The 23461-nt window shown below is 44.9% G+C and carries 23 protein-coding genes; 12 read left to right on the top strand and 11 right to left on the bottom strand.

Going from position 1 to position 23461, the window contains the following annotated elements:
* Positions 1-29: 29 nt before the first annotated feature.
* Positions 30-488 carry a DMT family transporter gene (locus tag H9629_RS09060; protein WP_005249857.1) on the bottom strand — a complete coding sequence of 153 codons (459 nt, stop codon included), beginning with the start codon at positions 486-488 and terminating at the stop codon, positions 30-32.
* A gap of 126 nt (positions 489-614) precedes the next feature.
* Between H9629_RS09060 and hemW the strand changes: the two genes are divergently transcribed.
* Positions 615-1769 carry a radical SAM family heme chaperone HemW gene (gene hemW, locus H9629_RS09065; protein WP_191730972.1) on the top strand — a complete coding sequence of 385 codons (1155 nt, stop codon included), beginning with the start codon at positions 615-617 and terminating at the stop codon, positions 1767-1769.
* Between the two features lie 217 nt (positions 1770-1986).
* On the opposite strand, the gene H9629_RS09070 is transcribed toward hemW, so the two are convergent.
* The 5 genes from H9629_RS09070 to hemF all read right to left on the bottom strand — a co-directional run bounded on the left by H9629_RS09070 (position 1987) and on the right by hemF (position 6953).
* Positions 1987-2196 (bottom strand): cold-shock protein, encoded by a 210-nt coding sequence (locus tag H9629_RS09070; protein WP_004281542.1) that lies wholly within the window; start codon positions 2194-2196, stop codon positions 1987-1989.
* Between the two features lie 348 nt (positions 2197-2544).
* On the bottom strand, positions 2545-4368 hold the full coding sequence (locus H9629_RS09075) for an acyl-CoA dehydrogenase C-terminal domain-containing protein (protein WP_191730973.1): 1824 nt from the start codon (positions 4366-4368) through the stop codon (positions 2545-2547).
* Between the two features lie 398 nt (positions 4369-4766).
* A complete protein-coding gene (gene aroE, locus H9629_RS09080; RefSeq protein ID WP_064095163.1) occupies positions 4767-5555 on the bottom strand; it encodes a shikimate dehydrogenase in 789 nt (262 codons plus the stop codon).
* Positions 5556-5654: 99 nt separating this feature from the next.
* Positions 5655-5861 carry a hypothetical protein gene (locus H9629_RS09085; RefSeq protein WP_191730974.1) on the bottom strand — a complete coding sequence of 69 codons (207 nt, stop codon included), beginning with the start codon at positions 5859-5861 and terminating at the stop codon, positions 5655-5657.
* Positions 5862-5996: 135 nt separating this feature from the next.
* A complete protein-coding gene (gene hemF, locus H9629_RS09090; protein ID WP_191730975.1) occupies positions 5997-6953 on the bottom strand; it encodes an oxygen-dependent coproporphyrinogen oxidase in 957 nt (318 codons plus the stop codon).
* Positions 6954-7189: 236 nt separating this feature from the next.
* On the opposite strand from hemF, the gene hemN reads away from it, so the two are divergent.
* Positions 7190-8563 carry an oxygen-independent coproporphyrinogen III oxidase gene (gene hemN / locus H9629_RS09095; protein WP_191730986.1) on the top strand — a complete coding sequence of 458 codons (1374 nt, stop codon included), beginning with the start codon at positions 7190-7192 and terminating at the stop codon, positions 8561-8563.
* Positions 8564-8642: 79 nt separating this feature from the next.
* Here hemN and ribA read toward each other — a convergent pair whose 3' ends face one another.
* The gene (gene ribA / locus H9629_RS09100; RefSeq protein WP_191730976.1) at positions 8643-9245 is read right to left on the bottom strand and encodes a GTP cyclohydrolase II; all 603 of its coding nucleotides are present in this window, start codon (positions 9243-9245) and stop codon (positions 8643-8645) included.
* Between the two features lie 309 nt (positions 9246-9554).
* Here ribA and dxs point away from each other — a divergent pair, with 309 nt between their 5' ends.
* Both dxs and H9629_RS09110 read left to right on the top strand, forming a co-directional pair.
* Positions 9555-11465 (top strand): 1-deoxy-D-xylulose-5-phosphate synthase, encoded by a 1911-nt coding sequence (gene dxs, locus H9629_RS09105; protein WP_064094543.1) that lies wholly within the window; start codon positions 9555-9557, stop codon positions 11463-11465.
* A gap of 114 nt (positions 11466-11579) precedes the next feature.
* A complete protein-coding gene (locus H9629_RS09110) occupies positions 11580-12410 on the top strand; it encodes an inositol monophosphatase family protein (protein WP_034608351.1) in 831 nt (276 codons plus the stop codon).
* 371 nt (positions 12411-12781) lie between these two features.
* Here H9629_RS09110 and H9629_RS09115 read toward each other — a convergent pair whose 3' ends face one another.
* Positions 12782-12967: a hypothetical protein gene (locus H9629_RS09115; RefSeq protein WP_016806781.1), complete on the bottom strand. Its 186-nt coding sequence runs from the start codon at positions 12965-12967 to the stop codon at positions 12782-12784.
* Between H9629_RS09115 and H9629_RS09120 the strand changes: the two genes are divergently transcribed.
* The 6 genes from H9629_RS09120 to H9629_RS09145 all read left to right on the top strand — a co-directional run bounded on the left by H9629_RS09120 (position 12960) and on the right by H9629_RS09145 (position 18481).
* On the top strand, positions 12960-14849 hold the full coding sequence (locus H9629_RS09120; RefSeq protein ID WP_064094542.1) for a DEAD/DEAH box helicase: 1890 nt from the start codon (positions 12960-12962) through the stop codon (positions 14847-14849). The two genes, H9629_RS09115 and H9629_RS09120, sit on opposite strands and share 8 nt — an antisense overlap.
* A gap of 406 nt (positions 14850-15255) precedes the next feature.
* Positions 15256-16077, top strand: coding sequence for an ABC transporter ATP-binding protein (locus tag H9629_RS09125; protein WP_064094541.1), 822 nt, complete (start codon positions 15256-15258; stop codon positions 16075-16077).
* Complete coding sequence (gene mlaE / locus H9629_RS09130) at positions 16074-16853, top strand: lipid asymmetry maintenance ABC transporter permease subunit MlaE (protein WP_005248230.1); 780 nt, start codon at positions 16074-16076, stop codon at positions 16851-16853. Before H9629_RS09125 ends, mlaE begins: the two co-directional genes overlap by 4 nt.
* Positions 16853-17530, top strand: coding sequence for an outer membrane lipid asymmetry maintenance protein MlaD (gene mlaD, locus H9629_RS09135; protein WP_064094540.1), 678 nt, complete (start codon positions 16853-16855; stop codon positions 17528-17530). Before mlaE ends, mlaD begins: the two co-directional genes overlap by 1 nt.
* Positions 17531-17548: 18 nt before the next feature.
* Entirely contained in the window at positions 17549-18175 is a 627-nt protein-coding gene (locus tag H9629_RS09140) for an MlaC/ttg2D family ABC transporter substrate-binding protein (RefSeq protein ID WP_064094539.1), read from the top strand.
* Between the two features lie 15 nt (positions 18176-18190).
* Positions 18191-18481 carry an STAS domain-containing protein gene (locus H9629_RS09145; protein WP_191730977.1) on the top strand — a complete coding sequence of 97 codons (291 nt, stop codon included), beginning with the start codon at positions 18191-18193 and terminating at the stop codon, positions 18479-18481.
* Positions 18482-18592: 111 nt separating this feature from the next.
* On the opposite strand, the gene H9629_RS09150 is transcribed toward H9629_RS09145, so the two are convergent.
* Positions 18593-19606: a magnesium and cobalt transport protein CorA gene (locus H9629_RS09150; RefSeq protein ID WP_064094537.1), complete on the bottom strand. Its 1014-nt coding sequence runs from the start codon at positions 19604-19606 to the stop codon at positions 18593-18595.
* Between the two features lie 152 nt (positions 19607-19758).
* Between H9629_RS09150 and H9629_RS09155 the strand changes: the two genes are divergently transcribed.
* Together H9629_RS09155 and H9629_RS09160 are read left to right on the top strand one after the other, a co-directional pair.
* Positions 19759-20349: an LOG family protein gene (locus tag H9629_RS09155; protein ID WP_064094536.1), complete on the top strand. Its 591-nt coding sequence runs from the start codon at positions 19759-19761 to the stop codon at positions 20347-20349.
* A gap of 32 nt (positions 20350-20381) precedes the next feature.
* Positions 20382-20783 (top strand): NUDIX hydrolase, encoded by a 402-nt coding sequence (locus H9629_RS09160; RefSeq protein ID WP_064094535.1) that lies wholly within the window; start codon positions 20382-20384, stop codon positions 20781-20783.
* Between the two features lie 4 nt (positions 20784-20787).
* Here the strand turns inward: H9629_RS09160 and H9629_RS09165 are convergent, their stop codons facing one another.
* Together H9629_RS09165 and recG are read right to left on the bottom strand one after the other, a co-directional pair.
* Entirely contained in the window at positions 20788-21423 is a 636-nt protein-coding gene (locus H9629_RS09165) for a ComF family protein (protein ID WP_064094534.1), read from the bottom strand.
* A complete protein-coding gene (gene recG / locus H9629_RS09170) occupies positions 21410-23455 on the bottom strand; it encodes an ATP-dependent DNA helicase RecG (RefSeq protein ID WP_191730978.1) in 2046 nt (681 codons plus the stop codon). Before recG ends, H9629_RS09165 begins: the two co-directional genes overlap by 14 nt.
* Positions 23456-23461 lie beyond the last annotated feature (6 nt).

A 23461-nucleotide genomic window follows, 5' to 3' on the forward strand; every position in this document is an offset into this window, starting at 1 on the left:
CATCGTGATCATGTGCTTAAATAGAAGGTTTAGCGTTGTAAAGTGAGAAGCACACCAATAAAAATTACCACGCCGCCTAAAAGACGTTGCCAGTTAACCGGCATTTTTTCATTACCCAATAATCCCAGATGATCGACCAGCATCGACATTACCATCTGACCAAAAATAATGAGACCGCTAAGAACCAGAAAGCCAAGTTTGGGTGCTGCATAAATGCTCATACTAATCGCGTATACACCCACGATTCCCCCTAGCCATAAATACCAGGGAACACTCATCAATTCCTGTAAACCGGGTTTGGGATTGGACTGAAAAAGTACGATTACGGCGAGCACTATTGTACCAATCAAAAAGGAAAAAAATGCAGCTTGAATAGGAGAATATAAATATTCTTTCAGTTGTGTATTAATTGCAGTCTGGAGTGTCAATAAAACACCGATTGCAAAAACCAAAGGAAGTAAAATAATAAGTTGAGAAGATATTTTCATAATTTTAACTGACTAATTCTATTTAAATTTTTAGACATATCACACGATCAAATTTAATTTTAGCAGTGTTGCCGCCGAGTCATGTTAAAATTCCGCTATATCTTGTAATCGTTTTTGAGTAGTTCTTTGGCTGAATTGAATCCTGCTGCTGTCCCTTTGTCCTTATATATTCATATGCCTTGGTGTGTGCGCAAATGTCCTTATTGTGACTTCAATTCGCATGCGGTTCCGGATGGTCAGCTATCACTGGAATTGGAACAGGAATATTTACGAGCACTGGTGGAAGACTTTAAAACTCAGGTCGATTTTGCCCAAGGCCGGCAGATTCACAGTGTCTTTATTGGTGGGGGGACGCCGTCACTGATTTCTGCCCCAGGCTATCAATGGTTATTTGATCAGCTCAAAGCCATTATTCCCTTTGCCGAAGGCTGTGAGATTACGCTGGAAGCCAACCCCGGCACGGTCGAACATGATCCGTTTGCCGGTTATTTGCAGGCCGGCATTAATCGTTTGTCGATTGGGGTGCAGAGTTTTAATACCGCTCATCTCAAGCGTTTAGGACGGATTCACAGCAATGAAGATGCGATTTCTGCTATTGGGCTGGCACGTGAAGCAGGATTTGAGCGGATTAATGTCGACTTGATGCATGGTTTACCGGAACAGACTTTAGAACAGGCTTTACATGATTTAAAACTGGCGGTAGAACAGGGTGCTACGCATATTTCCTGGTATCAGCTGACGATTGAACCAAATACGGTATTTTTCCGGACTCAACCGATTTTGCCTGTAGATGAAGTATTGGAAGATATTCAGGAGCAGGGTGAACTCTACTTAAAAGCTCAGGGTTTTATCAACTATGAAGTTTCGGCTTGGCGTAAAGAATTGCCTTCAGCGCATAATCTGAATTACTGGCAGTTTGGTGACTATCTGGCGATTGGTGCAGGAGCACATGGCAAAGTCACTCAGCCAGATGGTGTATATCGGTTCCAAAAAACCCGTTTACCAAAGGACTACTTAGCCAAAGTACCTGCCGAACATCTGCAGTTTAAGCGCATTGAAGATGCCGACTTGCCTTTTGAATTTATGATGAATGCGTTACGTTTAAATCAGGGTGTGGAAGCCAAAATCTATGCCGAACGTACCGGTTTAGGTCTGGATCGCTTGAATGAGTTACTCAGTTCTTTGCGTGACAGAAAATTAATGGTCGATGATCAAGACCGGCTTTCATGTACCGAGCAGGGGCATATCTTTTTAAATTCGGTATTAGAAAAATTTCTTTAACTGATTTTAATTTGCTGCTCATTGTTGGAAAAACTCTCATAAATTTATATGAGGGTTTTTTTATTGCGCAGATTTACCCGGGAATTTCTTATAGTCTAGAGGTTATCTGTTTTTAGATATTCGATGTAATCTGTGAGAAGAGCAGAGCAGACTTTAAAAATCTCAGGCACAAAAAAAGCACTCTAAGAGTGCTTTTTTTCAATATCTTGCTTCTAAATTATAGAGCAACGATATTTACAGCTGTAGGGCCTTTTTGACCTTGAGCTACGCTGAAAGAAACCTTTTGGCCTTCAACTAAAGTTTTGAAACCTGAACCAGTGATTTCGCTGAAATGAGCAAAAACGTCTGGACCTGATTCTTGTTGAATGAAACCGAAACCTTTAGTTTCGTTGAACCATTTTACTGTACCGTTAACTGTATTAGACATAATATAACCTATTGAATCGTATGAATTTATAGCCAAAATTTCAGATGACTAACTGTAACTTTGAAAAATAAAAAGGATGGAGCTTTTTGATCTGTAATACGAAGGTTTATGACTAAAACTGCGATACTTAAAAGAAGACTAACCAAAACAAGAATTTTTCTAGTTGGGGTTATCATACCGCTTATTTTGAGATATACAAGCGTTTTATTTGGCTAATTTATTAGGGTGTTGAAAAATATAAAATTAAATTTGTATATTTTATATCCAGAAAGGTTTTTTAAGCTAAAAGAAAGATATTTGAGTCAATAAAAAGAGCGCCGAAACGCTCTTTTTGAGACAATTTACAGCTTAGTAATCGAAGCTAAAGTGTTCTGGCGCGAGTGCCGTCATTGTTTTAGACGGATTCACCATCGCTTCTGCATGACCTTGGGTACGTGGCAGAATACGTTCAAAGTAGAAATCAGCAGTTTTGATTTTTGCTTTATAGAATTCTGGAACTTCCGCACCATCACCAGATGCCAGTTTGGCTGAAGCGACTGCAGCTTGCTGTGCCCAGAAGTAGGCCATCATCACATAACCGGAGAACATCAGGAAATCGACTGACGCAGAAGACACGATGTCGCGGTCCTTACGTGCTGCCAGCATAATACGCACGGTTAAGGCATTCCACTGTGCACAGAGCTTGGTTAAATCCCAGGCGAAACGGCGCATGTATTTATTGCGCGCATGCTGACCGCAGAATTTCAGAATTTCAGCAGTGTAATCACGAATCACTTTGCCTTTCGAGGTCAACAGCACTTTACGGCCGATCAGATCCAGTGCCTGAACACCTGTAGTACCTTCGTACAGGGTAGAGATACGTGAGTCACGTACGATCTGTTCCATGCCCCATTCTTTGATATAGCCATGTCCACCAAAGACTTGCATACCATGATTTGATGCTTCATAGCCCATTTCGGTCAAGAAGCCTTTCAGGATAGGGGTGTAGAAACCAAGATGATCATCATGCTGTTCAAAAGCAGCGGTATCGCCACGCAGCAAAGCATCATTCATATTATCGGCAATTTGTGCTGCATGATAAATCATGGCACGGCCACCTTCAGCAACGGCTTTTTGCGTCAACAGCATGCGGCGTACATCGGCATGATGAATAATTGCATCCGCTACTTTTTCTGGATCTTTTTTGCCAGACAGGGCACGCATTGACATACGCTCTTTGGCATAAGGCAAAGCACCCTGGAATGACAATTCAGCATGGCAGATGCCCTGAATTGCAGTACCAATACGTGCCGTGTTCATAAAGGTAAACATGGCATGCAGGCCTTTATTTGGTTCACCAATCAGGTAGCCAGTCGCATTGTCGAAATTCAGTACAGCCGTTGCTGAAGCGCGAATCCCCATTTTGTGTTCTATCGAGCCACAGTTCACTGGATTGCGTTCGCCGATCCCACCATCTGCAGCAGCAATAAATTTCGGTACGATAAACAGGGAAATCCCTTTGGTGCCTTGCGGTGCATCCGGAAGGCGTGCCAGTACGATATGTACGATATTTTCCGTGAGGTCGTGCTCACCTGCGGAAATAAAAATCTTAGTCCCTGAAATCGCATAAGTGCCATCTTCTTTCGGCTCTGCCTTGGTTTTAACCTGACCCAGATCCGTACCACATTGTGGCTCAGTCAGACACATGGTACCTGCCCAAGTTCCAGCAACCAGGTGAGGCAGATACGTGTTTTTCTGCTCATCGGTACCATACTGGATAATAGTGTTGATACAGCCCACACTTAAACCCGGATACATTTGGAATGACCAGTTCGCAGTACCCATCATTTCTGATTTAATCAGGTTTAAAGACATTGGCAGGTTTTGGCCACCAAACTCTTCAGGATAAGACAGACCTTGCCAGCCACCTTGTACGAACTGTTCGTAAGCTTCCTTAAAGCCTTTCGGTGTTTTTACTTCGCCATTTTCAAAATGACAGCCTTCTTCATCACCGCTTTGGTTCAAAGGTGACAGTACATTTTCACAAAAATCTGCCGCACCTTCTAAGATCATATCTACTGTGTCGGCATCGGCATATTCACCATTCGACAAATTCTGGTAGTGCGCAGGGTAGTCAAGCACTTCATTCATAAGGAAGCGAATGTCGTGTAAAGGGGCTTTATATGCTGGCATGCGTTTAATCCTGATTGAAATAGTTTTGGATTATCTGTATCGATTCTTTGATTATTCACATTGGAGATAAAAAAACATTGATGAATTCAGTGAATAAAAATGTCAGAAAAGCGAATCGATTTTTAATTCCAGTCAATTAACTCGGTTAATTTTATTGACTAGTATAGATATTGCAGGAAGATTGAAAACTTGTTATCACATTGGACTTTAATAAATTAAAAGGTGATATGTCCAGTATACTTTTGTATGAATTGTGCTCAAATTTAAGTTAAAACAGGCCGGCTTCTAAAATGTCACTAGAACCAATCCATGGTGTCTCAGCTTCTGGACGGTTAGAGGAAATTCAGTTGCGGGCTATAGTTACAACCCGAACTGAACTCATTGGATAGATAGGGCTTTTAAAGAAACTCTTTTAAGTCCGGCTTGATGCCATTCCAGATGTAAAAAGATTCAATCGCCTGACCGACCAGCATTCCAAAGCCTTCTGACGTGGGAACACCGCGCGCCTTGGCCTGATCCAGAAAGGAAGAGGGTTTACCATAGGCCATTTCATAGGCCCTCTTAAACTGTAACGTTTCCGGTAGAATAAGGGTATCACCGCTGAGGCTTGCAGAAGTCGCGTTAATCACCAGATCAAATTCACCGCTAAGATTATCCAGAGAAATTGCCTGTAATTCGATTTGCGGTACGGCATTCTGAATATCAGCAACCAGCTGTTTCGCGCGTGCCAAGGTGCGATTGGCAATCACGATTTTTTTCGCACCCGCCTGCGCCAGAGGATAAATCACGCCACGCGTGGCACCGCCTGCACCAATAATTAAGATAGCTGTATTGTCCAGTGGCCAGTCTAAAGCACGGATCGCCTCGACCAGGCCCTGACCATCAGTATTGTCGCCATGCAGGACACCATTTTCCATCCAGAGGGTATTCACGGCTTTGGCAATTTTGGCCCGCTCACTCAACACCTGACATTGAATAAAAGCCTGCTCTTTGAAGGGGACAGTAACATTCAGGCCACTACCACCCTGACTAAAGAAGTCCTGAATATTGGCTTCAAAGCCATCCAGTGGAGCCAGACGCTTGGTGTAACTCAGGTCGACACCAGTTTTAGCAGCAAAGGCGTGATGCAATTCTGGAGAACGTGACTGTTCAATCGGGTTACCAATCACGGCAAATTGTTTGCTCATTTCACAATGTCCATGTGCGGAAATGGCCATCAATATACGTGAAAAAGCGCAGGGACTAAAGCCTGCGCAATCTTTAATTACTGCTAGGTTGTCAGGATGTTAGGAACTGCAAATCTCCATAATATGTTCCGCAAATATCAGCGCCATACTAAAAACGACTCCAACCCCAGTCAGAATACTCACCAGAATAGCTGCGCCATCCAGAATCAGGTTGTGACTCAAAAGTGCGGTACTCATCGCACTGATGGCGAGAGCAAGGAAAAGCCAAAAGGCCAATATAGGTAGATTTAATTGAAGATTATGCATTTTTATTTCTCACTAAACATCAAATAGAAGGTGATCGATGTAGCGATAGGGTGCTGCGATCAAATCAGATATTTCTATGCAACAGTATAGAGGAACTATCCATTAAAAAAGCCCTCCATTTGAGGGCTGTTTGTATCATTTCATTGCTTGGGATTTTAATTCTGTTAACCAGTCGTGTGGTTTCAGGTAATAATCTGTTAAGCGTTTTTCGGGTGAGCCTTCATCCCATTCAGGGCGATATGACCATCCGGTAAGCGGGGGCAGGCTGACCAGAATCGATTCAATCCGGCCGCCAGTCTGTAAACCAAACAGGGTGCCGCGGTCATAAACCAGATTGTACTCTACATAACGACCACGACGGTATAACTGGAATTCGCGTTGTGCTTCGGTATAGGGTTTATCCTGATTGCGCTGGAAAATTGGCAGAATGGCTTCCAGATAACCATTGCCTACAGCCTGCATATACTGGAAACAGGTTTCAAAATCCCATTGATTCAGGTCATCAAAAAACAAGCCGCCCACACCGCGCTGCTCGTCACGATGTTTCAGGTAAAAATAGTGATCACACCATTGTTTATGTTCAGGATAAACTTCTGCACCAAATGGAGCACACAGATCATGCGCCGTTTGATGCCAAGACAGTACATCTTCATCATTCGGATAAAACGGGGTCAGGTCAAAACCGCCACCAAACCACCAGATCGGATCCTGACCTTCTTTTTCTGCGACAAATAAACGCACGTTGGCATGTGAGGTGGGCACATTCGGGTTTTTGGGATGGATGACTAGTGATACTCCCATTGCTTGCGCTTTGGCACCGGCAATATTGGGATGGCGTTCAGTCGCAGAAGCGGGCAGTTTGGAAATGTTGATGTGGGAGAACATTACCCCACCTTTTTCAATGACTGTGCCGTTTTGCAGAACACGTGAACGGCCGCCACCACCTTCTGGACGCTCCCAGTCATCAATAATAAATTCGGCCGTACCGCCGCCAGCACGTTCCTGTTGCTCCAGTGCCGCACAAATCCGTGCCTGCAAGTCGAGGAGAAATTCACGAACGCGTTGAATATCCGTAGATGTAGGATGCTGCATCAGAGCCCTCGTAGGGAAATAAAAAACTAATTACATCAAAGCATAAAATCAGTCAAAGATTAAGGTCTATTTGGTGATGCAATTCATCAGCCCAGACCTTACATTCCACTATTCATAAACAGAATGCACCATTAAATCCGACCAAAGGGCTAGGTTGAATTCTTTTTTCAAGCTCAGCACAATAACTTGCAAGCGCTCATTGGCTTGAGCATTTTTCGATGGTAAAGGTGAGTGTCATGTCGGTACAGGTCAATTCCCTGATTCAAAAATATAATGTTCCCGGACCGCGCTATACCAGTTATCCCACGGTTCCGTATTGGGAAGAGCAGAATTTCTCCCTGGAACAATGGAAGCAAACGCTAAAAAAGTCTTTTGCGGAATCCAACCAAAACGAAGGCATTAGTCTGTATATCCATTTACCATTTTGCGAAAGCCTGTGTACCTTCTGCGGGTGTCATAAGCGCGTGACCAAACGCCATGAGGTTGAACAGCCTTATATTCAGGCAGTGCTGAAAGAATGGGATTTATATTGTGAGCTATTACAAGAAAAGCCCATGATTAAAGAGATTCATTTGGGCGGGGGAACACCGACATTTTTTTCAATGGCGCATCTGGCTCAATTGCTTCAAGGCATTCTGGCCAAAGCAGACGTAGCACCTGTACATGAATTCAGTTTTGAAGGCCATCCTAACAATACTACACGTGAGCATTTGCAGGGATTGTATGATCTTGGCTTTCGTCGGGTCAGTTATGGGGTACAGGATTATAATGAAACCGTGCAAAAGGCGATTCACCGGATTCAGCCGTATGAAAATGTTAAACAGGTAACCGCATGGGCAAGAGAAATTGGCTATGAATCGATTTCTCACGATCTGGTGTTTGGTCTGCCATTTCAGAGTCTGGAAGATGTCTTAAATACTATTGAGCAAACCAATTCGCTCTTGCCGGACCGTCTGGCTTTATATAGCTATGCACATGTGCCCTGGATTAAAGGCAATGGTCAGCGCGGTTTTAAAGATGCTGATGTACCCAAAGATGCAATTAAGCGCGGATGTTATGAGGAGGGGAAAAAGAAGTTACTCGCGCATGGTTATCATGAAATCGGTATGGATCATTTTGCCTTGGAGAAAGATGCGATGTACCAGTCTTTTCAAGCTGGAACATTGCATCGCAACTTTATGGGATACACAGCCTCTAAAACCCAAGTGATGATTGGACTCGGGATTTCTTCAATCAGTGATAGCTGGTACAGCTTTGCGCAGAATGTGAAAACCATTGAAGAATATTATGAATGCCTGGCGCGCAATGAAATTCCAGTATTTAAAGGACATGTCTTAAACCAGGAAGATCTGATCATCCGGCAACATATTCTAAATTTGATGTGCAGCTTTAGCACCTCATGGGAAAATTCCGAGATGCTTTTTCCTGAAATTGATGAGGTTGTGGAACAGCTTGAGGAAATGGCACAGGATGGTTTGATTCAATTTTCAGACTCGTCAGTCACGATTCTGGAGAAAGGGAAACCATTTGTACGCAATATTTGTATGGCTTTTGATTTGCGTTTAAAGCGACGGATGCCAGAAAGTCGGATTTTCTCGATGACGATTTAATCTCCCCCTAACCCCATTTTTAAGAAAGAGAGGTTGGGAGGAGTTAAGTTAAAATAAGGTAGGACAGGGGTTAAAAATATTAAAAATCATCCTTTTTATAAAGATGTGCCATGCGTTCGTGTTTGGTCTTAAGATATTGTTCATTAAACGGGTTTAAGCCTACTGTTAGCGGAACACGATCGACTACATTAATGCCTTGTGCTTTTAAGGCTTCTATTTTTGAAGGGTTGTTGGTCACGAGACGTACCGATTTTACCTGTAAATGATCAAGCATAATGCTACACATATCATATTGGCGTGCATCCGCCGGCAGGTTCAGCATCAGGTTGGCATCTACGGTGTCATGGCCTTGATCCTGCAGGGCATAAGCACGAATTTTATTGGTCAGGCCAATGCCACGCCCTTCCTGACGCAAATACAGAATAGCTCCGCGGCCCAATTCATTGATCAGTTTTAAAGTTGCTTGTAATTGTGGGCCACAGTCGCATTTGAGTGAAGCAAAGGCATCACCGGTTAAACATTCAGAATGTACACGGACCACCACAGGTTCATCTGATACTTCCTCAAGTCCTTTAGACAGTGCGACATGCTCTTCACCGGTCTTAGGATCTTGAAATACAGTAATTTTAAATTCACCGTGAGCGGTAGGTAATCTTGACGTTGCGACAAACTCGATTGGCACAGCTGAACCCGTTAAATCCTGAAATTAGCTAAAGTATAGCGTAATGATTGAACATTGGTAGAATTGCAAAGTCGAAATTCTGCATTAGATTTTCTTTTTTGTAGAAAGCGAACGATAATAGTTGATAAATAGTAAGATTATTCAGGATAATCGTAGGCTGCGATTTTTTCACCCCGACGAGATCATTGTTTAATATTGCATCGCTAGAAGCGTAGCTGAATTGAAGCTGCTACAATTCAGCTATATGATCGGGTACTCCCCATTGACCTAGCTTTAGATTTGCCAGGCTTTAGAAGGCTTTGCCATAATATGCTGTATACAGAAATCCCAACTCAACGCCCTGTAACACCGTTGCTTGATGCGATCAATCATCCTGAGCAACTGCGTGCACTCGAGCAAAGCCAGCTAGAACAAGTGGCAGATGAGTTACGTCAATTCATTTTGTATGCTGCCGGGCAAAGTGGCGGACATTTTGGTGCCAACCTTGGTGTAATTGAACTCACCGTGGCCTTACATTATTGCTTTAATACGCCGCATGACCGCCTGATCTGGGATGTGGGTCATCAAGCCTATCCGCATAAAGCATTGACAGGTCGTCGTGAACAGCTCACCACCATTCGTGCTAAAGATGGTCTGGCAGCCTTTCCGGCACGTGAAGAATCTGAATTTGATACTTTTGGGGTAGGCCACTCGTCTACTGCGATTTCTGCCGGTCTTGGCATGGCCTTGGCGCGCCGTTATCAAAACAAGCCATGTGAGGTGGTGTCGATCATTGGTGATGGTGCCATGACGGCAGGTATGGCTTTTGAAGCCATGAATGATGCGGTAGCACATCAGGCTGATCTGATGGTGGTGCTGAACGATAATGATATGTCGATTTCTTGCAGTACTGGTGGTTTTGCCAAGCATTTAGCCGCAATTTGGGAGCGTGGTGAATTCATCAACGTGACTGAAGAGGGAGAGGCTTATGTACAGCCGCATCCGGAGTGGCTGTATAACTCGCGATTACACAGTGCAGCAACCGATGCAGCAGACAACCTGTTTAAAGCCATTGGCTTTGATTATTTTGGTCCTTATGACGGTCACGATGTCAAACAGCTGGTGCATGTCTTTAATGCGCTGAAAAAACGTAAAGGCCCCCGCCTGATTCATATCTATACCAAGAAAGGCAAAGGCTTTGCTCCGGCAGAATCAGATCAAATCAAATATCACGCGATTAGTAAACTCAATGCTGTTGCCGCCAGCAATACTGCACCGAAATATTCGGATGTATTTGGACAATGGCTTTGCGATGAAGCGGCACAAGATGCACGTTTACTCGCAATCACACCTGCGATGTGCGAAGGCTCAGGCATGGTCAAATTTGCCAAAGAATATCCGGAACGTTTCTTTGATGTCGCGATTGCCGAACAGCATGCAGTTACCTTGGCTGCCGGTATGGCTTGTGAAGGCTTGAAGCCGGTGGTTGCAATTTACTCGACTTTCCTGCAACGCGGTTATGACCAGCTGGTACACGACGTAGCCTTGCAGAATCTGGATGTCACTTTTGGTATTGATCGTGCCGGTCTGGTCGGTGAAGATGGGCCGACGCATGCCGGTGCATATGATTATGCCTATATGCGTACTATCCCGAATATCGTAATCATGGCGCCGAAAGACGAAAATGAATGCCGTCAAATGCTGCATACCGCGTATTTGTATCCAGGACCTGCAGCCGTACGTTATCCACGTGGCAATGGACTGGGTGTCGAGATCCAGCAAAAGATGATGGAGTTTCCGATCGGTCAGTCGGAAATCGTGGCCAGTTTTAACGGGCAGTATGATGAATATATTTCTGTGCTGGCATTTGGTAGCCGGGTACAGGCTGCAGTCGACGCTGCTGAAGCATTTGCCATGAAACATGAAATTGGCATGCGGGTAATCAACATGCGTTTTGTCAAACCGCTAGATACCCAAATGCTGGACGATCTGGCCTTGACGACCAGTCTGTTTGTCACGGTGGAAGAACATGCGGTGATGGGCGGTGCGGGCAGTGCAGTGAATGAGTATCTGGCAGAAGCACAGATTGTTAAACCAATCCTGAATCTGGGTCTGGATGATACATTCATGGCGCAAGCGACCCATACCCAGATGTTGCAACAGGCTGGCCTAGATGCGCAAGGCATTGAAAAATCGATCAATCAGGCTTGGTCCAGCTTAGGGCAAAGCGTTTTGTCATAAGTTCTTAAAAATTTTAGACACATTTTTCCCAAAAAAGCCCCGATATTTGCTAAGATATTAGGGCTTTTATGCATTATTCTTTATCAGTGTCTTCAAATTTGTAGTGGGTGTTCAATGGAACCTATGGTGGTGATGGCTGCGCGTGCGGCTCAGTTAGTTGGTCAAGAGCTTTTAAAAGCGCATCAGAATCGTCATAAACTCGATCTACAAGTCGAAGAAAAAGGAATTGATGGTCCGGTAACGCGTGTAGATCGTTATCTGGAGCAGTTGACCATCGATACCCTACGTAAAAGCTATAAAAATCACAGTTTCCTTGGTGAAGAATTTGGCTATCAGGAAGGTAATGGTCATGACGCCGATTGGTGTTGGGTGATCGATCCGCTAGATGGCACTTTAAACTTCATTAACGGTTTCCCGCATTTCTGTATTTCTATCGCAGTTCAGCACAAAGGCATTACTCAACACGGGGTGATTTATGACCCGGTGAAAGATGAGCTATTCTCTGCCAGTCGTGGTCGTGGTGCCATGATGAACCAGCGCCGTATTCGTGTGAATGTCAAAGACAGCCTGGAAAATACCTTTATGGCTGTTGGTCATGCGTATCGTGCCAAACGTAATGGCGAAGTTGTGTCTTATGCCAAGAATCATTTCCAGTCTTTGTTAAATGTTACTGAAGCTGGTGCGCAATATCGCCGTTCAGGTTCTGCAGCATTGGATTTGGCTTATGTGGCTGCCGGTCGTTTCGACGCTTATTTTGAACTTGGTTTGAAACCTTGGGATATCGCAGCGGGTGAATTGATCGTGAAAGAAGCAGGCGGTACTGTAGTTGATGCACGTGGTGGTAGCGACTCTATGGAAAATGGTCAAGTTTTGGCTTGTTCAATGAAAATGCTTAAGCCTTTAATGCAAGCAGTTGTTCCTGCTTGGGGTGAAGCAGCAAAATAATCGGGTTTAGATGAAGCAGATTTAATATTCTAAAAGGCATCCTTCGGGATGCCTTTTTTATATACTTATCTTCTTTTAATCGGGTAATGTCTATATTTTTAACACTGACTAGATATCGGAAATGTCCGGTGAATTACAGAAAATTGACTTTTTAGACCAATAACTACACTTTTATAATTCTTTAAGTATAAGAAAATTATACATAATTTATGAATAAAGAAAATTAGTTTTAAAACTTAATGACATTGTGGAATATTCTGCTATAATTTCGGCACGCACTTAATTTTCCGTTCTTTACCTGAACACTATCTTCTAATCATTGTATGCGCGTTCTGTCCATAGAGAGGACATATCCTTCGCGCCCCAATCGCTTAAGCGATTCCTTCAGGTTTGCGGCCGTAATCATATACGTGCGTTATATCCACATCGTCGTTATTCGGATCGCTGCTGAATCCTAACTTTTTCAGCTCTATTTGCTGTGCCGCTTTTTGCCGATGTCCATATTGTAATTTATTTAATGGAGCACCCACTTCAGGGTGAACACTCTCTATGAGCAAAACTTTTGCTGATTTTTCTCTCGACGAATCTCTAACCCAGGCTCTCGACGCTTTAGGCTTTACTACTCCTACTCCTGTACAAGAACAAGCGATTCCAGCTGCACTTGAAGGTAAAGACCTTCTTGTATCAAGCCAAACAGGTTCTGGTAAAACTGCTGCATTCTTACTGCCTACGTTAAATGCGTTGGCAAACCAAGATACATTAGTACCGTTTAAAGACCGTATGAAAGCGGTTACTCAACCGAATATTTTGGTGATTTCACCGACTCGTGAATTGGCACAACAGGTGTGTCAAGACGCAATTGCGCTTGTACGTCATATGAAAGGTGTTCGTATTGCAGCAATCATGGGCGGTATGCCTTTTGGTAAGCAAATTCAACAGTTAAAAGGCGCGCAAGTTGTTGTTGCAACTCCAGGTCGTTTACTTGACTTGGTGAATCGTCGTCAAATCAAATTGGATAAAGTTGACGCGTTAATCGTCGATGAAGCTGACCGTATGCTTGACCTGGGCTTCTCTGAAGACTTGGAAGCAATTGGTGAGTTGGCTGCAAACCGCAAACAGACTCTTATGTTCTCTGCGACGTTTGCACCACGTATCATTACACTTGCTGAACGCATGATGAATGATCCAATGCGTATTTCGATCGAAACAGGTCACTCTACAAATACTGATATTACTCAGACTTTGCATTGGACTGACGGTTTCGAACACAAGAAAAAATTACTGACTCACTGGTTAAACGAAGAAGACGTTGATCAAGCAGTTGTATTTGCGTCAACTCAAGAAGACACAGATATGTTGGCTGAAGAGCTTGCTGAAGCAGGTTTATCAGTTGTAGCGCTTCATGGTGCTATGCCACAAACGGTTCGTAACCGTCGTTTACGTAGCATTCGTGAAGGTCGTGCGAAGATCTTGGTTGCAACTGACGTTGCGGCACGTGGTCTTGACGTACCAACTATTTCACACGTAATCAACTTCGGTCTTCCAATGAAGAACGAAGACTATGTACACCGTATCGGTCGTACAGGTCGTGCGGGTCGTACTGGTAAAGCCATTACTTTGGCGACTTACCGTGAACGCGGTAAAATCCGTGCTTTGGAAGACTTCCTTGATGCGCGTCTGAACGTATCTGAAATTGAAGGCCTTGAGCCATCTCCACCTCCTGCACGCGGTAGTCGTGATGGCGGCGGTCGTGGTCGTGATGGCGGTGGTCGTGGTCGTGGCGGTTTCGGCGGTGGTCGTGGTCGTGATGGCGGTGGTCGTAGTCGTTTTGAAGGTGAAAGCAATTTCAAACGTCGTGAAGGCAGTGATGATCGTCCACGTCGTAGCTTCGATGACAAACCTCGTGGCGAACGTCCAGCGTTCGGTGGCGAAGATCGTCCACGTCGTGACTTCGGTGATCGTCCAGCTCCACGTCGTGAAGGCGGTTTTGGTGATCGTCCACAACGTTCGTTTGATGACCGTCCGAAGCGTGATTTCGGTGATCGTCCAGCTCCACGTCGTGAAGGCGGCTTTGGTGATCGTCCACAACGTTCATTTGATGACCGTCCAAAGCGTGACTTCGGTGATCGTCCAGCTCCACGTCGTGAAGGTAGTTTTGGTGACCGTCCTCGCTCTAATGATGACAACCGTGGTAACCGTGTAGATTACAAACCAGCTCGTGAAGGCGGTTATGGTGATCGTCCAAAACGTGATTTTGGTGATCGTCCAGCTCCACGTCGTGAAGGTGGTTTCGGTGATCGTCCAGCACGTTCATTCGGTGATGACCGTCCAAAACGTGATTTTGGTGATCGTCCAGCTCGTCGCAACTTTGATGACAAGCCACGTACTGAACGTTCATTCGGTGGTGAAGATCGTCCACGTCGCAAATTTAACGACTAATTCAGTCGCTAGATGAAGATAAAAAAACCGGTAGAAATACCGGTTTTTTTATGCATTGAGTTTTTTACTTTTTAACGTAAAATGTCTACTAATTCATGTTTAGTCAGGGTTATGATAATTATTGATATGAAAAGCTTAACTGTTCGATCTCAATTGATAGAGGTGTATATGCCATATATCGCATTGACCTTGATTTTATGTAATATTATCTACTATTTATACAGTCTTTTTAATTAAGCAAGCTATTTGACTTAAACTTAAGTACATATTTTTTCTATAAAAAATCCGAAATATTCAATTATTGTCATTTTATTATGATATTAACCCATCTTTTTCAACTGCTAACATTTTGAACGTCGTTCCTTTATAGTATGCATGCTGAAAAAATGCAGGAATAAACTCAGCTATGAAAAATCAAACAGCGCGAGATACTCGTCAATCTCTGATTGAAGTCAAGAATTTGAGCTTCAAGCGGGGTGAGCGCGTGATTTATGACGACGTGAGTTTGAATATTCGTCGTGGGCAGATTACTGCCATCATGGGGCCATCCGGAACCGGTAAAACCACTTTATTAAGGTTAATTGGTGGACAGCTGACACCGGAACATGGCCAAGTTTTGTTGGACGGCAAAGATATTGCCTCAATGTCGCGTTCCGAGCTTTTTTCAGCACGTGCACGTATGGGCATGTTATTTCAGAGCGGTGCTTTGTTTACCGATATGAGTGTGTATGAAAATGTCGCGTTTCCAATTCGTGCCCATACCAAACTGCCAGAGCATTTGATTAAAGAAATCGTGGCACTAAAACTGGAATCAGTTGGTTTGCGTGGTGCAGAGCAGATGATGCCGTCTGAACTGTCTGGCGGTATGAACCGACGCGTAGCTTTGGCCCGGGCAATCGCGCTGGATCCTGAGCTGATCATGTACGATGAACCCTTTGCCGGGCAGGATCCGATTGTGATGGGGGTGTTGACCCGTTTAATCCGCTCTTTGCGTGAAGCACTGGACTTGACCACGATTATTGTTTCGCATGATGTCGCAGAAACCCTATCCATTGCTGACTACATTTATGTGGTGGCAGAGGGCAAAATTCAGGGCGAAGGTACGCCGGCAGAACTCAAGGCGCATCCGTCTGCTTTTGTACAGCAATTCCTGACCGGTTCGGTAGAAGGCCCGGTGGATTATCAGTTTAGTCATCGGGCTTATTTAAGTGATGAGGTACGTTCATGAATGCAATTGCCGCATTAGGTAGACGCGTTATTGAACGTGTACAGGGGATTGGGGTCGCGACCCTGATGCTGTTGCAGATTTTATTTTCCATGCCGACATGGCTTGGAGTGAAACTGTTTGTTTATCAGATGTACCGGGTCGGGGTGTTGTCCCTGCTGATTATTGTGGTGTCTGGCCTGTTTATTGGAGCCGTTCTTGGTTTGCAGATGTTTAGCATCTTGTCGACCTTTGGCAGTGAGTCGATGCTGGGAACAGCAGTTGCACTGACTTTGCTGCGTGAGCTGGCGCCAGTAGTTGCGGCTTTGCTGTTTGCTGGACGTGCCGGTTCAGCCTTGACCGCAGAAATTGGCCTGATGAAAGCCACTGAACAACTGTCCAGTATGGAAATGATTGGGGTAGATCCATTAAAGCGTGTAATTTCGCCACGTCTTTGGGCAGGGATTTTCAGCTTGCCCATGCTTTCGGTTATCTTTGCTGCAGTCGGGATTATGGGCGGTAAGATGGTCGGTGTGGACTTTCTGGGAGCCGACGAAGGCGCGTATTGGAGCGGCATGGAAAGCAGCGTGCAATTCTACAAAGATGTCTTGAATGGCACCATCATTAAAAGTTTTGTATTTGCATTAATTTGTACCTGGATTGCGGTATACCAAGGTTATGCTTGTGTCCCGACCTCGGAAGGTATTGCAACTTCTACAACCCGTACAGTCGTATATTCTTCACTGTGCGTTTTAGGCTTTGACTTTGTGTTGACTGCGGTCATGTTCGGAGGTGTTTAATGAAATCACGTACTAGTGAGCTGGCCGTTGGTGTTTTTGTTATTTTGTTTGGTATTGCCTTATTTTTCCTGGCAATGCGAGTCAGTGGCCTGGTTGGGAACAATATTTCCGACAGCTATGAAATGACGGCAACTTTTGAAAATGTGAATGGGATCAAGCCACGGGCCAAAGTGGCATTAAGTGGTGTAAAAGTAGGACAGGTGGACCAGATTACCTTGGATCCTGTCACTCGTCTGGCGACCGTACATATGACGCTGGATGGCTCGTTGACCTCGTTTAATGCCGAACAGCTAAAGCAGGTTCAGCAAAATGCGCTGGAAGAGTTGCGTTATAGTTCAGACTATACAGCGGCTACTCCGGCACAACAAAAAGACATGGAAAAACAACTCTTAGCTAACATGAAATCCATCACTAATATTGATGAAGATGCTTATATTATGGTAGCAACCAATGGATTGCTGGGTGAAAAATACCTGAAAATTATTCCAGGTGGAGGTCTGAACTATTTGCAACGCGGTGATCAGATTGCTAATACCCAAGGCACCATGGAAATTGAAGATTTAGTCACGAAGTTTATTACTGGCGGTGCCGGTAAGTCTTCGGATAGTCAAGAAGCAGCCCCAGAACAGGCGACAGTTTCAGGATCGACCGATGCAGAACCTGCATTCGTTGAATAATAGATTGAGGAGATATCAGTGAAGACTTTAGTAAAACAAACGCTTGCAGCAAGCATTCTTTCCACCATGGTTGCTGGTACAGTGTTTGCAGCTCCAAGCCAAACGCCTCCTGAGTTTATTAAACAAGTGGCGGATAATTTGGTTAAACGTTTACAGGCTGATCATAGCAAATTACAGAGTAATCCAGCCTTGGTCAAAACCATTGTGCGTCAAAATCTGGATCCATATATTGATTCACAAGCTTTTGTGCGTACAGTCATGGGCACTTATGTGCAACAAAGTACTCCAGCACAGCGTGCCCAGTTTGAAAAGAATTTCCGTGAAACCCTGATTGAAAACTATGGTTCGGCATTTGCGAAATATAGCAATCAGACTTACAGTATGCGTCCATACAAAGCCAGCAACAGCAAAAACCCTGTGGTGACCATCGACTTCAATAACAAGGGTGAGAAAATACCGGTAGCGTTCCAGTTGGTGGATAAAGGTTCACAGTGGAAAATCCGTAACATCAACGTATCTGGTATTGACCTAGGTTTGCAGTTCCGTAACCAGTTTGCTGCGACAGTCAAACGTAATGGCGGTAATATAGATACAGCGATTGCCAACTTTAAACCAGATGCAGAAGCCGCAATTGAAAAGAAATAACCAGATAGGTGAGCCGTGATTGTATTCAAGGATCAGGAATTGCAGGTGTCAGGCAACATTGACTATGCCAATGCGCAGGACTATTACCTAGAGGGCCTGCGTGTGATTCAGTCACAGAACAAGTTTCCGCTGGTAGTTAATCTGGCCGGGCTTGAAAGTGGCAGTACCTTGGCTCTGGCAGTATTGGTGCGCTGGCTGCGTCAGACGCCTCAAGCACAAGGCCTGCAGTTTAAAGCTGTTCCACCGAAGATGATGAATATCATTCAGGCCAGCCATCTCCAGGATGATCTAAAAATCATTCAGTAGAAGTAATAAAAAAGCACCGAAAGGTGCTTTTTTATTACTTTTCAAATAGGCATGGATCAGATGAGATGTATTTCTTGAGCTTCTCTTTAAAAGTAGTGCTTTAAAGCTCGCTCAAATCCATTTCTTCCATCTAAAGTAAATTAATGGTCCGATCAGAAAGCCGATCAAAATAATACTGACCATAATGAAACTCATGGAGCCTTTAGCAAAGGGCAATACATCGGTATTCATCCCATAAATACTGGCAATCAGCATCGGTGGCGCAAGCATACTTGGCAGAATAGAGAAGCGGCGAATGGTATCGTTCTGTTCGGTGTTAATGAATCCTGATGTAGTATCGAGCAGGAAGCGCACTTTCTGGAACAGGAAGGCATCATGCTCCACCAAAGAGCGGACATCTTCACTGAGCTCCCTGATATCTGCATCATAAATATGACTCCCTAAAGCGCGTGGACGCGCCAAGAAGGTCAAAACACGACGTAAATCGATCAGACAGAGTTGCGCTTTACCCAGCATATCTTCCAGTTGCGCCAGCCGGGTAATCATGTCATCCAGATCGAGAATTTGCTCACGATGACGGTTATTCAATACTTCGGTTGAATATTTTTCTAAATCTTTATGGACATCTTCCAGGATGTCGGCCAGTTCATCCAGCTTGGCTTCGAGCAGACCCAATAAAATCCAGGTCGGATCTTTATAATCGATGTCATAATCATTGCGGCGTGCCCGGGCACGAAAGGCACGAAAAGCCACCAGCTTTTCACCGCGCAAGGTAAACAGACGATCCTTATGCAGAATAAATGCCACAGTCTGTACCGTGGCCAGCATACTGGACTCATCTTCATTTTCGTTCTCGACCTGATAGTTTTTATTTTTGGTTAAGAAATATGTGCTGATGTGCAAAATTCCGTCATCATCACGGTAAAATCGGGCACTGGAGGAAATATCTTCTAGCGATTTTAAAGTCGGTAAGTTTTGCCCATAGGCATCTAGAATCCATTGCTGCTCTTCTTGTGAAGGTGCAATCAGGTCAAGCCACACTAAATCTGGATGTAAGTCGAAATCACCATTAATCGTGATATCTTCTAAACTACCGCGCTCTGTGGCGTAAAAGGCTTCAAGCATGCTGTCTTTTCTCCCTAGCGCAGTATGTGAATTGGAATGGGTGTATTTTAGACAAGGAATTGAATAAAAACACTGATATTAAGTGGTTATTTTTGGAAAAAACGCGCTGGAAGCGATTACGTACAATATACCGTCAATTAGAGGATGAAATAATGAATTCTATCGCAATTTTTTGTGGTTCAGCCCTAGGCTCGGATCCTCTTTATGCCCAGATCGCTAAAAAGGTGGGTCAGACCTTGGCCGCCAGGCATCAGACGCTGGTATATGGGGGCGGTCGTTCTGGCTTGATGGGAATTATCGCTGATAGTGCTTTGGCCGCCGGTGGCAAGGTGATTGGGGTAATTCCGAGGCAACTGGTGAATCGTGAACTGGCACATCCGCATATTACCAAGTTATTCGTGGTGGAGAATATGCATGAGCGTAAAACCCGAATGTCAGAACTGGCTCAAGGGTTTATTGCCATTCCGGGTGGTGCGGGAACGCTGGAAGAAATTTTTGAACAGTGGACCTGGGCGCAACTGGGAATTCATAAAAAGCCTTGTGCTTTTCTAAATGTTGATGGTTTCTACGATGACTTGCTTAAATTTATCTACATGACCACCGAGAAAGGATTTACCAAGGCACGTTTTAGTGATGCTTTAATTGTCAGCGATGATCTGGAAGAAATTTTACGTCAATTCGAAACTTATCAGCCACCTGAGCCTAAATGGGGTAGGAGCGATCAGACCGATCTTGTAAAATAAGCTGCCCCCTAGCATAAAGTCATAAACCAGAGATGAAGATAATTACAGTGGCTGCAGCCATTATTTTAAATGAAGCGCAGCAACTGCTTGTGGTTCGCAAGAAAGGAACGTCCTGCTTTATGCAGGTTGGTGGCAAGCTGGAGCCAAATGAAGCACCAGAAGCAACGATGTTACGTGAAATTCAGGAAGAAATTGGCGCCCAAGCACACATTCAGCAATTCATTGGACGTTTTGAAACGGCAACAGCCAATGAGCCTGATCATCAACTGGTGAGTTATGTCTATTGGGTAAGACTGGATCAGGCACCAAAAATTGAAGCGGAAATTGCTGAAATGAAATGGATAGATCTGGACGAAAAGCAGGTCTTGCTGGCACCCTTGACCACTGAAATTGTCATTCCATGGGTGAAGTCACAGTTACTTGCTCAGGCGTAAATGTTCAGATTCCCGCACCGGCCAGACAGGCCGCATAAATTTTTTGACAACCCAGTTGTTCAAGTGTTTGGCTGAGTGCCCGGATCGAGCTGCCAGTCGTGACGACATCATCGATAATCAGCACCCGACGATACCGCAGCTTGGAAATGGTGCTGATCTGGAATTGTGACTGGATATCTTCAATTCGCTCCAGCCGGCTTAGGCCCTTTTGCGAGTGTTGTTTTAGTCGTCGAACAGGTTGCCAGATGGGTGCATTCAACTGTTTTGCCACATGTTTGGCCAGTACCAGAGATTGATTATAACCGCGCTCGGCCAGACGCTCATTCGAGATCGGCATCGGTACTATCGCACTGACTTTAGGCAGGTCTAAACTTAACAGCGCACCTGCCAGTAAATTTTGCAAATGCAGTTTCTGTTCATATTTAAACAGTTGAATCAAACGATCCATCGGATAGGCATAGTCGCAGGCAATCTGGAATTGCATTTCCTGCCGTTGAATGGTTTGATGTGCCCAGGGTAATTGTCGCCAGCAATCTTCACAGACTGAATGAATGGACTGATAATCGGTCAGGCAGAGCTGACAGGGCTGTAAGCGGGTGAGCCAGGATTTTCCGTGTTGCAGTAATTTAAACATAGGCATAGCGCGGTGCTTCCGGTAGCCAGCGTTGCAATAATGCTTCGGCCTGATCAGGATAATCCTTGAGCATCTGCTGGGCCACATAATGTGCCTGATTGAGCAGGTGATCATCACGTTCCAGTTTGGCCACACGGAAATTCATGTCGCCAGTCTGCTTGGTTCCAAGCAGTTCACCTGGGCCACGCAATTCCAGGTCTTTCTCGGCAATCATGAAACCATCATTGGTTTCGCGCATGATTCTTAAACGTTCCTGACCATTTTGCGACAGCGGATGTTTATACAGTAGGGCACAGAAGCTGGCTTTGGCGCCACGACCGACCCGACCACGTAGCTGATGCAGTTGAGATAAGCCCAGACGTTCAGCATTTTCAATCACCATAATGGAGGCATTGGGTACATCGACGCCGACTTCTATCACGGTGGTGGCAATCAGGAGCTGTAATTCATTATTTTTAAACTGCTGCATTACCGCCTGTTTTTCATCGGCTTTCATCTTGCCATGTACCAGTCCGATATTCAGCGCAGGAAAGCGCTCGCGAATTTCAGTGAAAGTGGCTTCTGCGGCTTGGGCATCTAAAGTTTCGGACTGTTCTACCAGTGTACACACCCAATATGCCTGCTTGCCTTCACCACAGTTGCTGGCAATCCGTTGCAAGACTTCTTCGCGCCGGTCTAATGGAATGGTCACGGTCTGAATCGGGGTACGGCCCGGCGGCAGCTCGTCAATCACAGAGGTATCCAGATCACCATAGGCAGACATAGCCAGTGTGCGTGGAATTGGAGTCGCAGTCATCACCAGTTGATGCGGTGACATACCATCCAGACCTTTATTTCTGAGTGCAAGGCGCTGATCCACACCAAAGCGGTGCTGTTCATCAATAATCACCAGACCCAGGTTGGCAAACTCGACATTCTCCTGAAACAGGGCATGAGTCCCGATGACCAGATGGGCACTTCCGTCCCGAATCAGCTGTTCTGCTGCTGCGCGCGCTTTACCTTTCTGCTTGCCGGACAACCAGGCTACATTTAAGCCTAAAGGTTCAAACCAGCGTTTAAAGTTGAGATAATGCTGCTCGGCTAGAATCTCGGTCGGTGCCATTAATGCTACTTGCCAGCCTTCTTCCAGGGCATGGCAGGCCGCTATAGCAGCAACCAAAGTTTTGCCGGCACCGACATCGCCTTGCACCAGACGCAACATCGGTTTATTGGTTCTTAAATCCTGTGCAATTTCTCTGGATACACGTTTTTGCGCACCGGTCATTTCAAAAGCCAGACTGGCCAGTAATCGTTTGGCATAGGTCTGACTTGGCGCAAATGAAGGCGCTTCGACCTGCTGGATGAAGGCCCGACGTGTCAATAGGCTGATCTGATGCGCTACCAGCTCTTCAAAGATCAGGCGCTGCTGTGCAGGATGTGAGCCTTGTGCGAGCTGCAGCATATTGGCATTGATTGGCGGGTGATGGATATATTCCAGTGCTTGTTTCAGCGCATAACCATTGCTAAATTTTGCTGGCAGCAATTCAGGCAGATGATCGCTGTATTGAGCCAAGGCCTGCTGAATATAGTCCCGTATTTTTGGCTGGGTCAGGCCTTCAGTCGCAGGGTAAATCGCCGTGAGCTGGGTTTGAGGTAAAGGTGTGTCCTCAGTAATGACTTGCAATTCGGGATGATACATTTCCAGACCGCGCGCACCTACCCGCACTTCACCAAAAATTCTTAAACGGTTACCCAGTTTGCAGCGGTCGGTAATGCCTTTATAAATATGATAAAAACGTAAAGTGACTTTGCCAAAATCATCATCTAGCAGCACAGCCATGGATTTGCGTTTGCCAGGTGGAAAATCCACGCCTTTAACGATACCTTCCAGCAGATAGCTGCGTCCCACGCTCAATTGATTCATGGGGATGATCGTGCTACGGTCTTCATAGTCACGTGGTAGATGAAAAAGCAAATCATCAGTATTGAAGATATTTAGTTTTTCGAGTAATGCGGCGGCGGCATTGCCAACGCCTTGTAACTGATGGACTGCAGCCATGTCCCC

The organism is Acinetobacter pecorum (assembly GCF_014837015.1).
In the GTDB taxonomy this organism is placed as follows: domain Bacteria; phylum Pseudomonadota; class Gammaproteobacteria; order Pseudomonadales; family Moraxellaceae; genus Acinetobacter; species Acinetobacter pecorum.

Excerpts from the sequence above, each read along its gene's own strand:
- dxs (WP_064094543.1), top strand. The coding sequence starts at position 9,555 with ATGCTGTATACAGAAATCCCAACTCAACGCCCTGTAACACCGTTGCTT.
- H9629_RS09070 (WP_004281542.1), bottom strand. The coding sequence starts at position 2,196 with ATGTCTAATACAGTTAACGGTACAGTAAAATGGTTCAACGAAACTAAA.
- H9629_RS09160 (WP_064094535.1), top strand. The coding sequence starts at position 20,382 with ATGAAGATAATTACAGTGGCTGCAGCCATTATTTTAAATGAAGCGCAG.
- hemF (WP_191730975.1), bottom strand. The coding sequence starts at position 6,953 with ATGCAGCATCCTACATCTACGGATATTCAACGCGTTCGTGAATTTCTC.
- H9629_RS09150 (WP_064094537.1), bottom strand. The coding sequence starts at position 19,606 with ATGCTTGAAGCCTTTTACGCCACAGAGCGCGGTAGTTTAGAAGATATC.
- H9629_RS09120 (WP_064094542.1), top strand. The coding sequence starts at position 12,960 with ATGAGCAAAACTTTTGCTGATTTTTCTCTCGACGAATCTCTAACCCAG.
- H9629_RS09110 (WP_034608351.1), top strand. The coding sequence starts at position 11,580 with ATGGAACCTATGGTGGTGATGGCTGCGCGTGCGGCTCAGTTAGTTGGT.
- recG (WP_191730978.1), bottom strand. The coding sequence starts at position 23,455 with ATGGCTGCAGTCCATCAGTTACAAGGCGTTGGCAATGCCGCCGCCGCA.
- H9629_RS09060 (WP_005249857.1), bottom strand. The coding sequence starts at position 488 with ATGAAAATATCTTCTCAACTTATTATTTTACTTCCTTTGGTTTTTGCA.
- H9629_RS09125 (WP_064094541.1), top strand. The coding sequence starts at position 15,256 with ATGAAAAATCAAACAGCGCGAGATACTCGTCAATCTCTGATTGAAGTC.
- mlaE (WP_005248230.1), top strand. The coding sequence starts at position 16,074 with ATGAATGCAATTGCCGCATTAGGTAGACGCGTTATTGAACGTGTACAG.
- H9629_RS09155 (WP_064094536.1), top strand. The coding sequence starts at position 19,759 with ATGAATTCTATCGCAATTTTTTGTGGTTCAGCCCTAGGCTCGGATCCT.
- H9629_RS09075 (WP_191730973.1), bottom strand. The coding sequence starts at position 4,368 with ATGCCAGCATATAAAGCCCCTTTACACGACATTCGCTTCCTTATGAAT.
- H9629_RS09165 (WP_064094534.1), bottom strand. The coding sequence starts at position 21,423 with ATGCCTATGTTTAAATTACTGCAACACGGAAAATCCTGGCTCACCCGC.
- aroE (WP_064095163.1), bottom strand. The coding sequence starts at position 5,555 with ATGAGCAAACAATTTGCCGTGATTGGTAACCCGATTGAACAGTCACGT.
- hemN (WP_191730986.1), top strand. The coding sequence starts at position 7,190 with ATGTCGGTACAGGTCAATTCCCTGATTCAAAAATATAATGTTCCCGGA.
- H9629_RS09085 (WP_191730974.1), bottom strand. The coding sequence starts at position 5,861 with ATGCATAATCTTCAATTAAATCTACCTATATTGGCCTTTTGGCTTTTC.
- mlaD (WP_064094540.1), top strand. The coding sequence starts at position 16,853 with ATGAAATCACGTACTAGTGAGCTGGCCGTTGGTGTTTTTGTTATTTTG.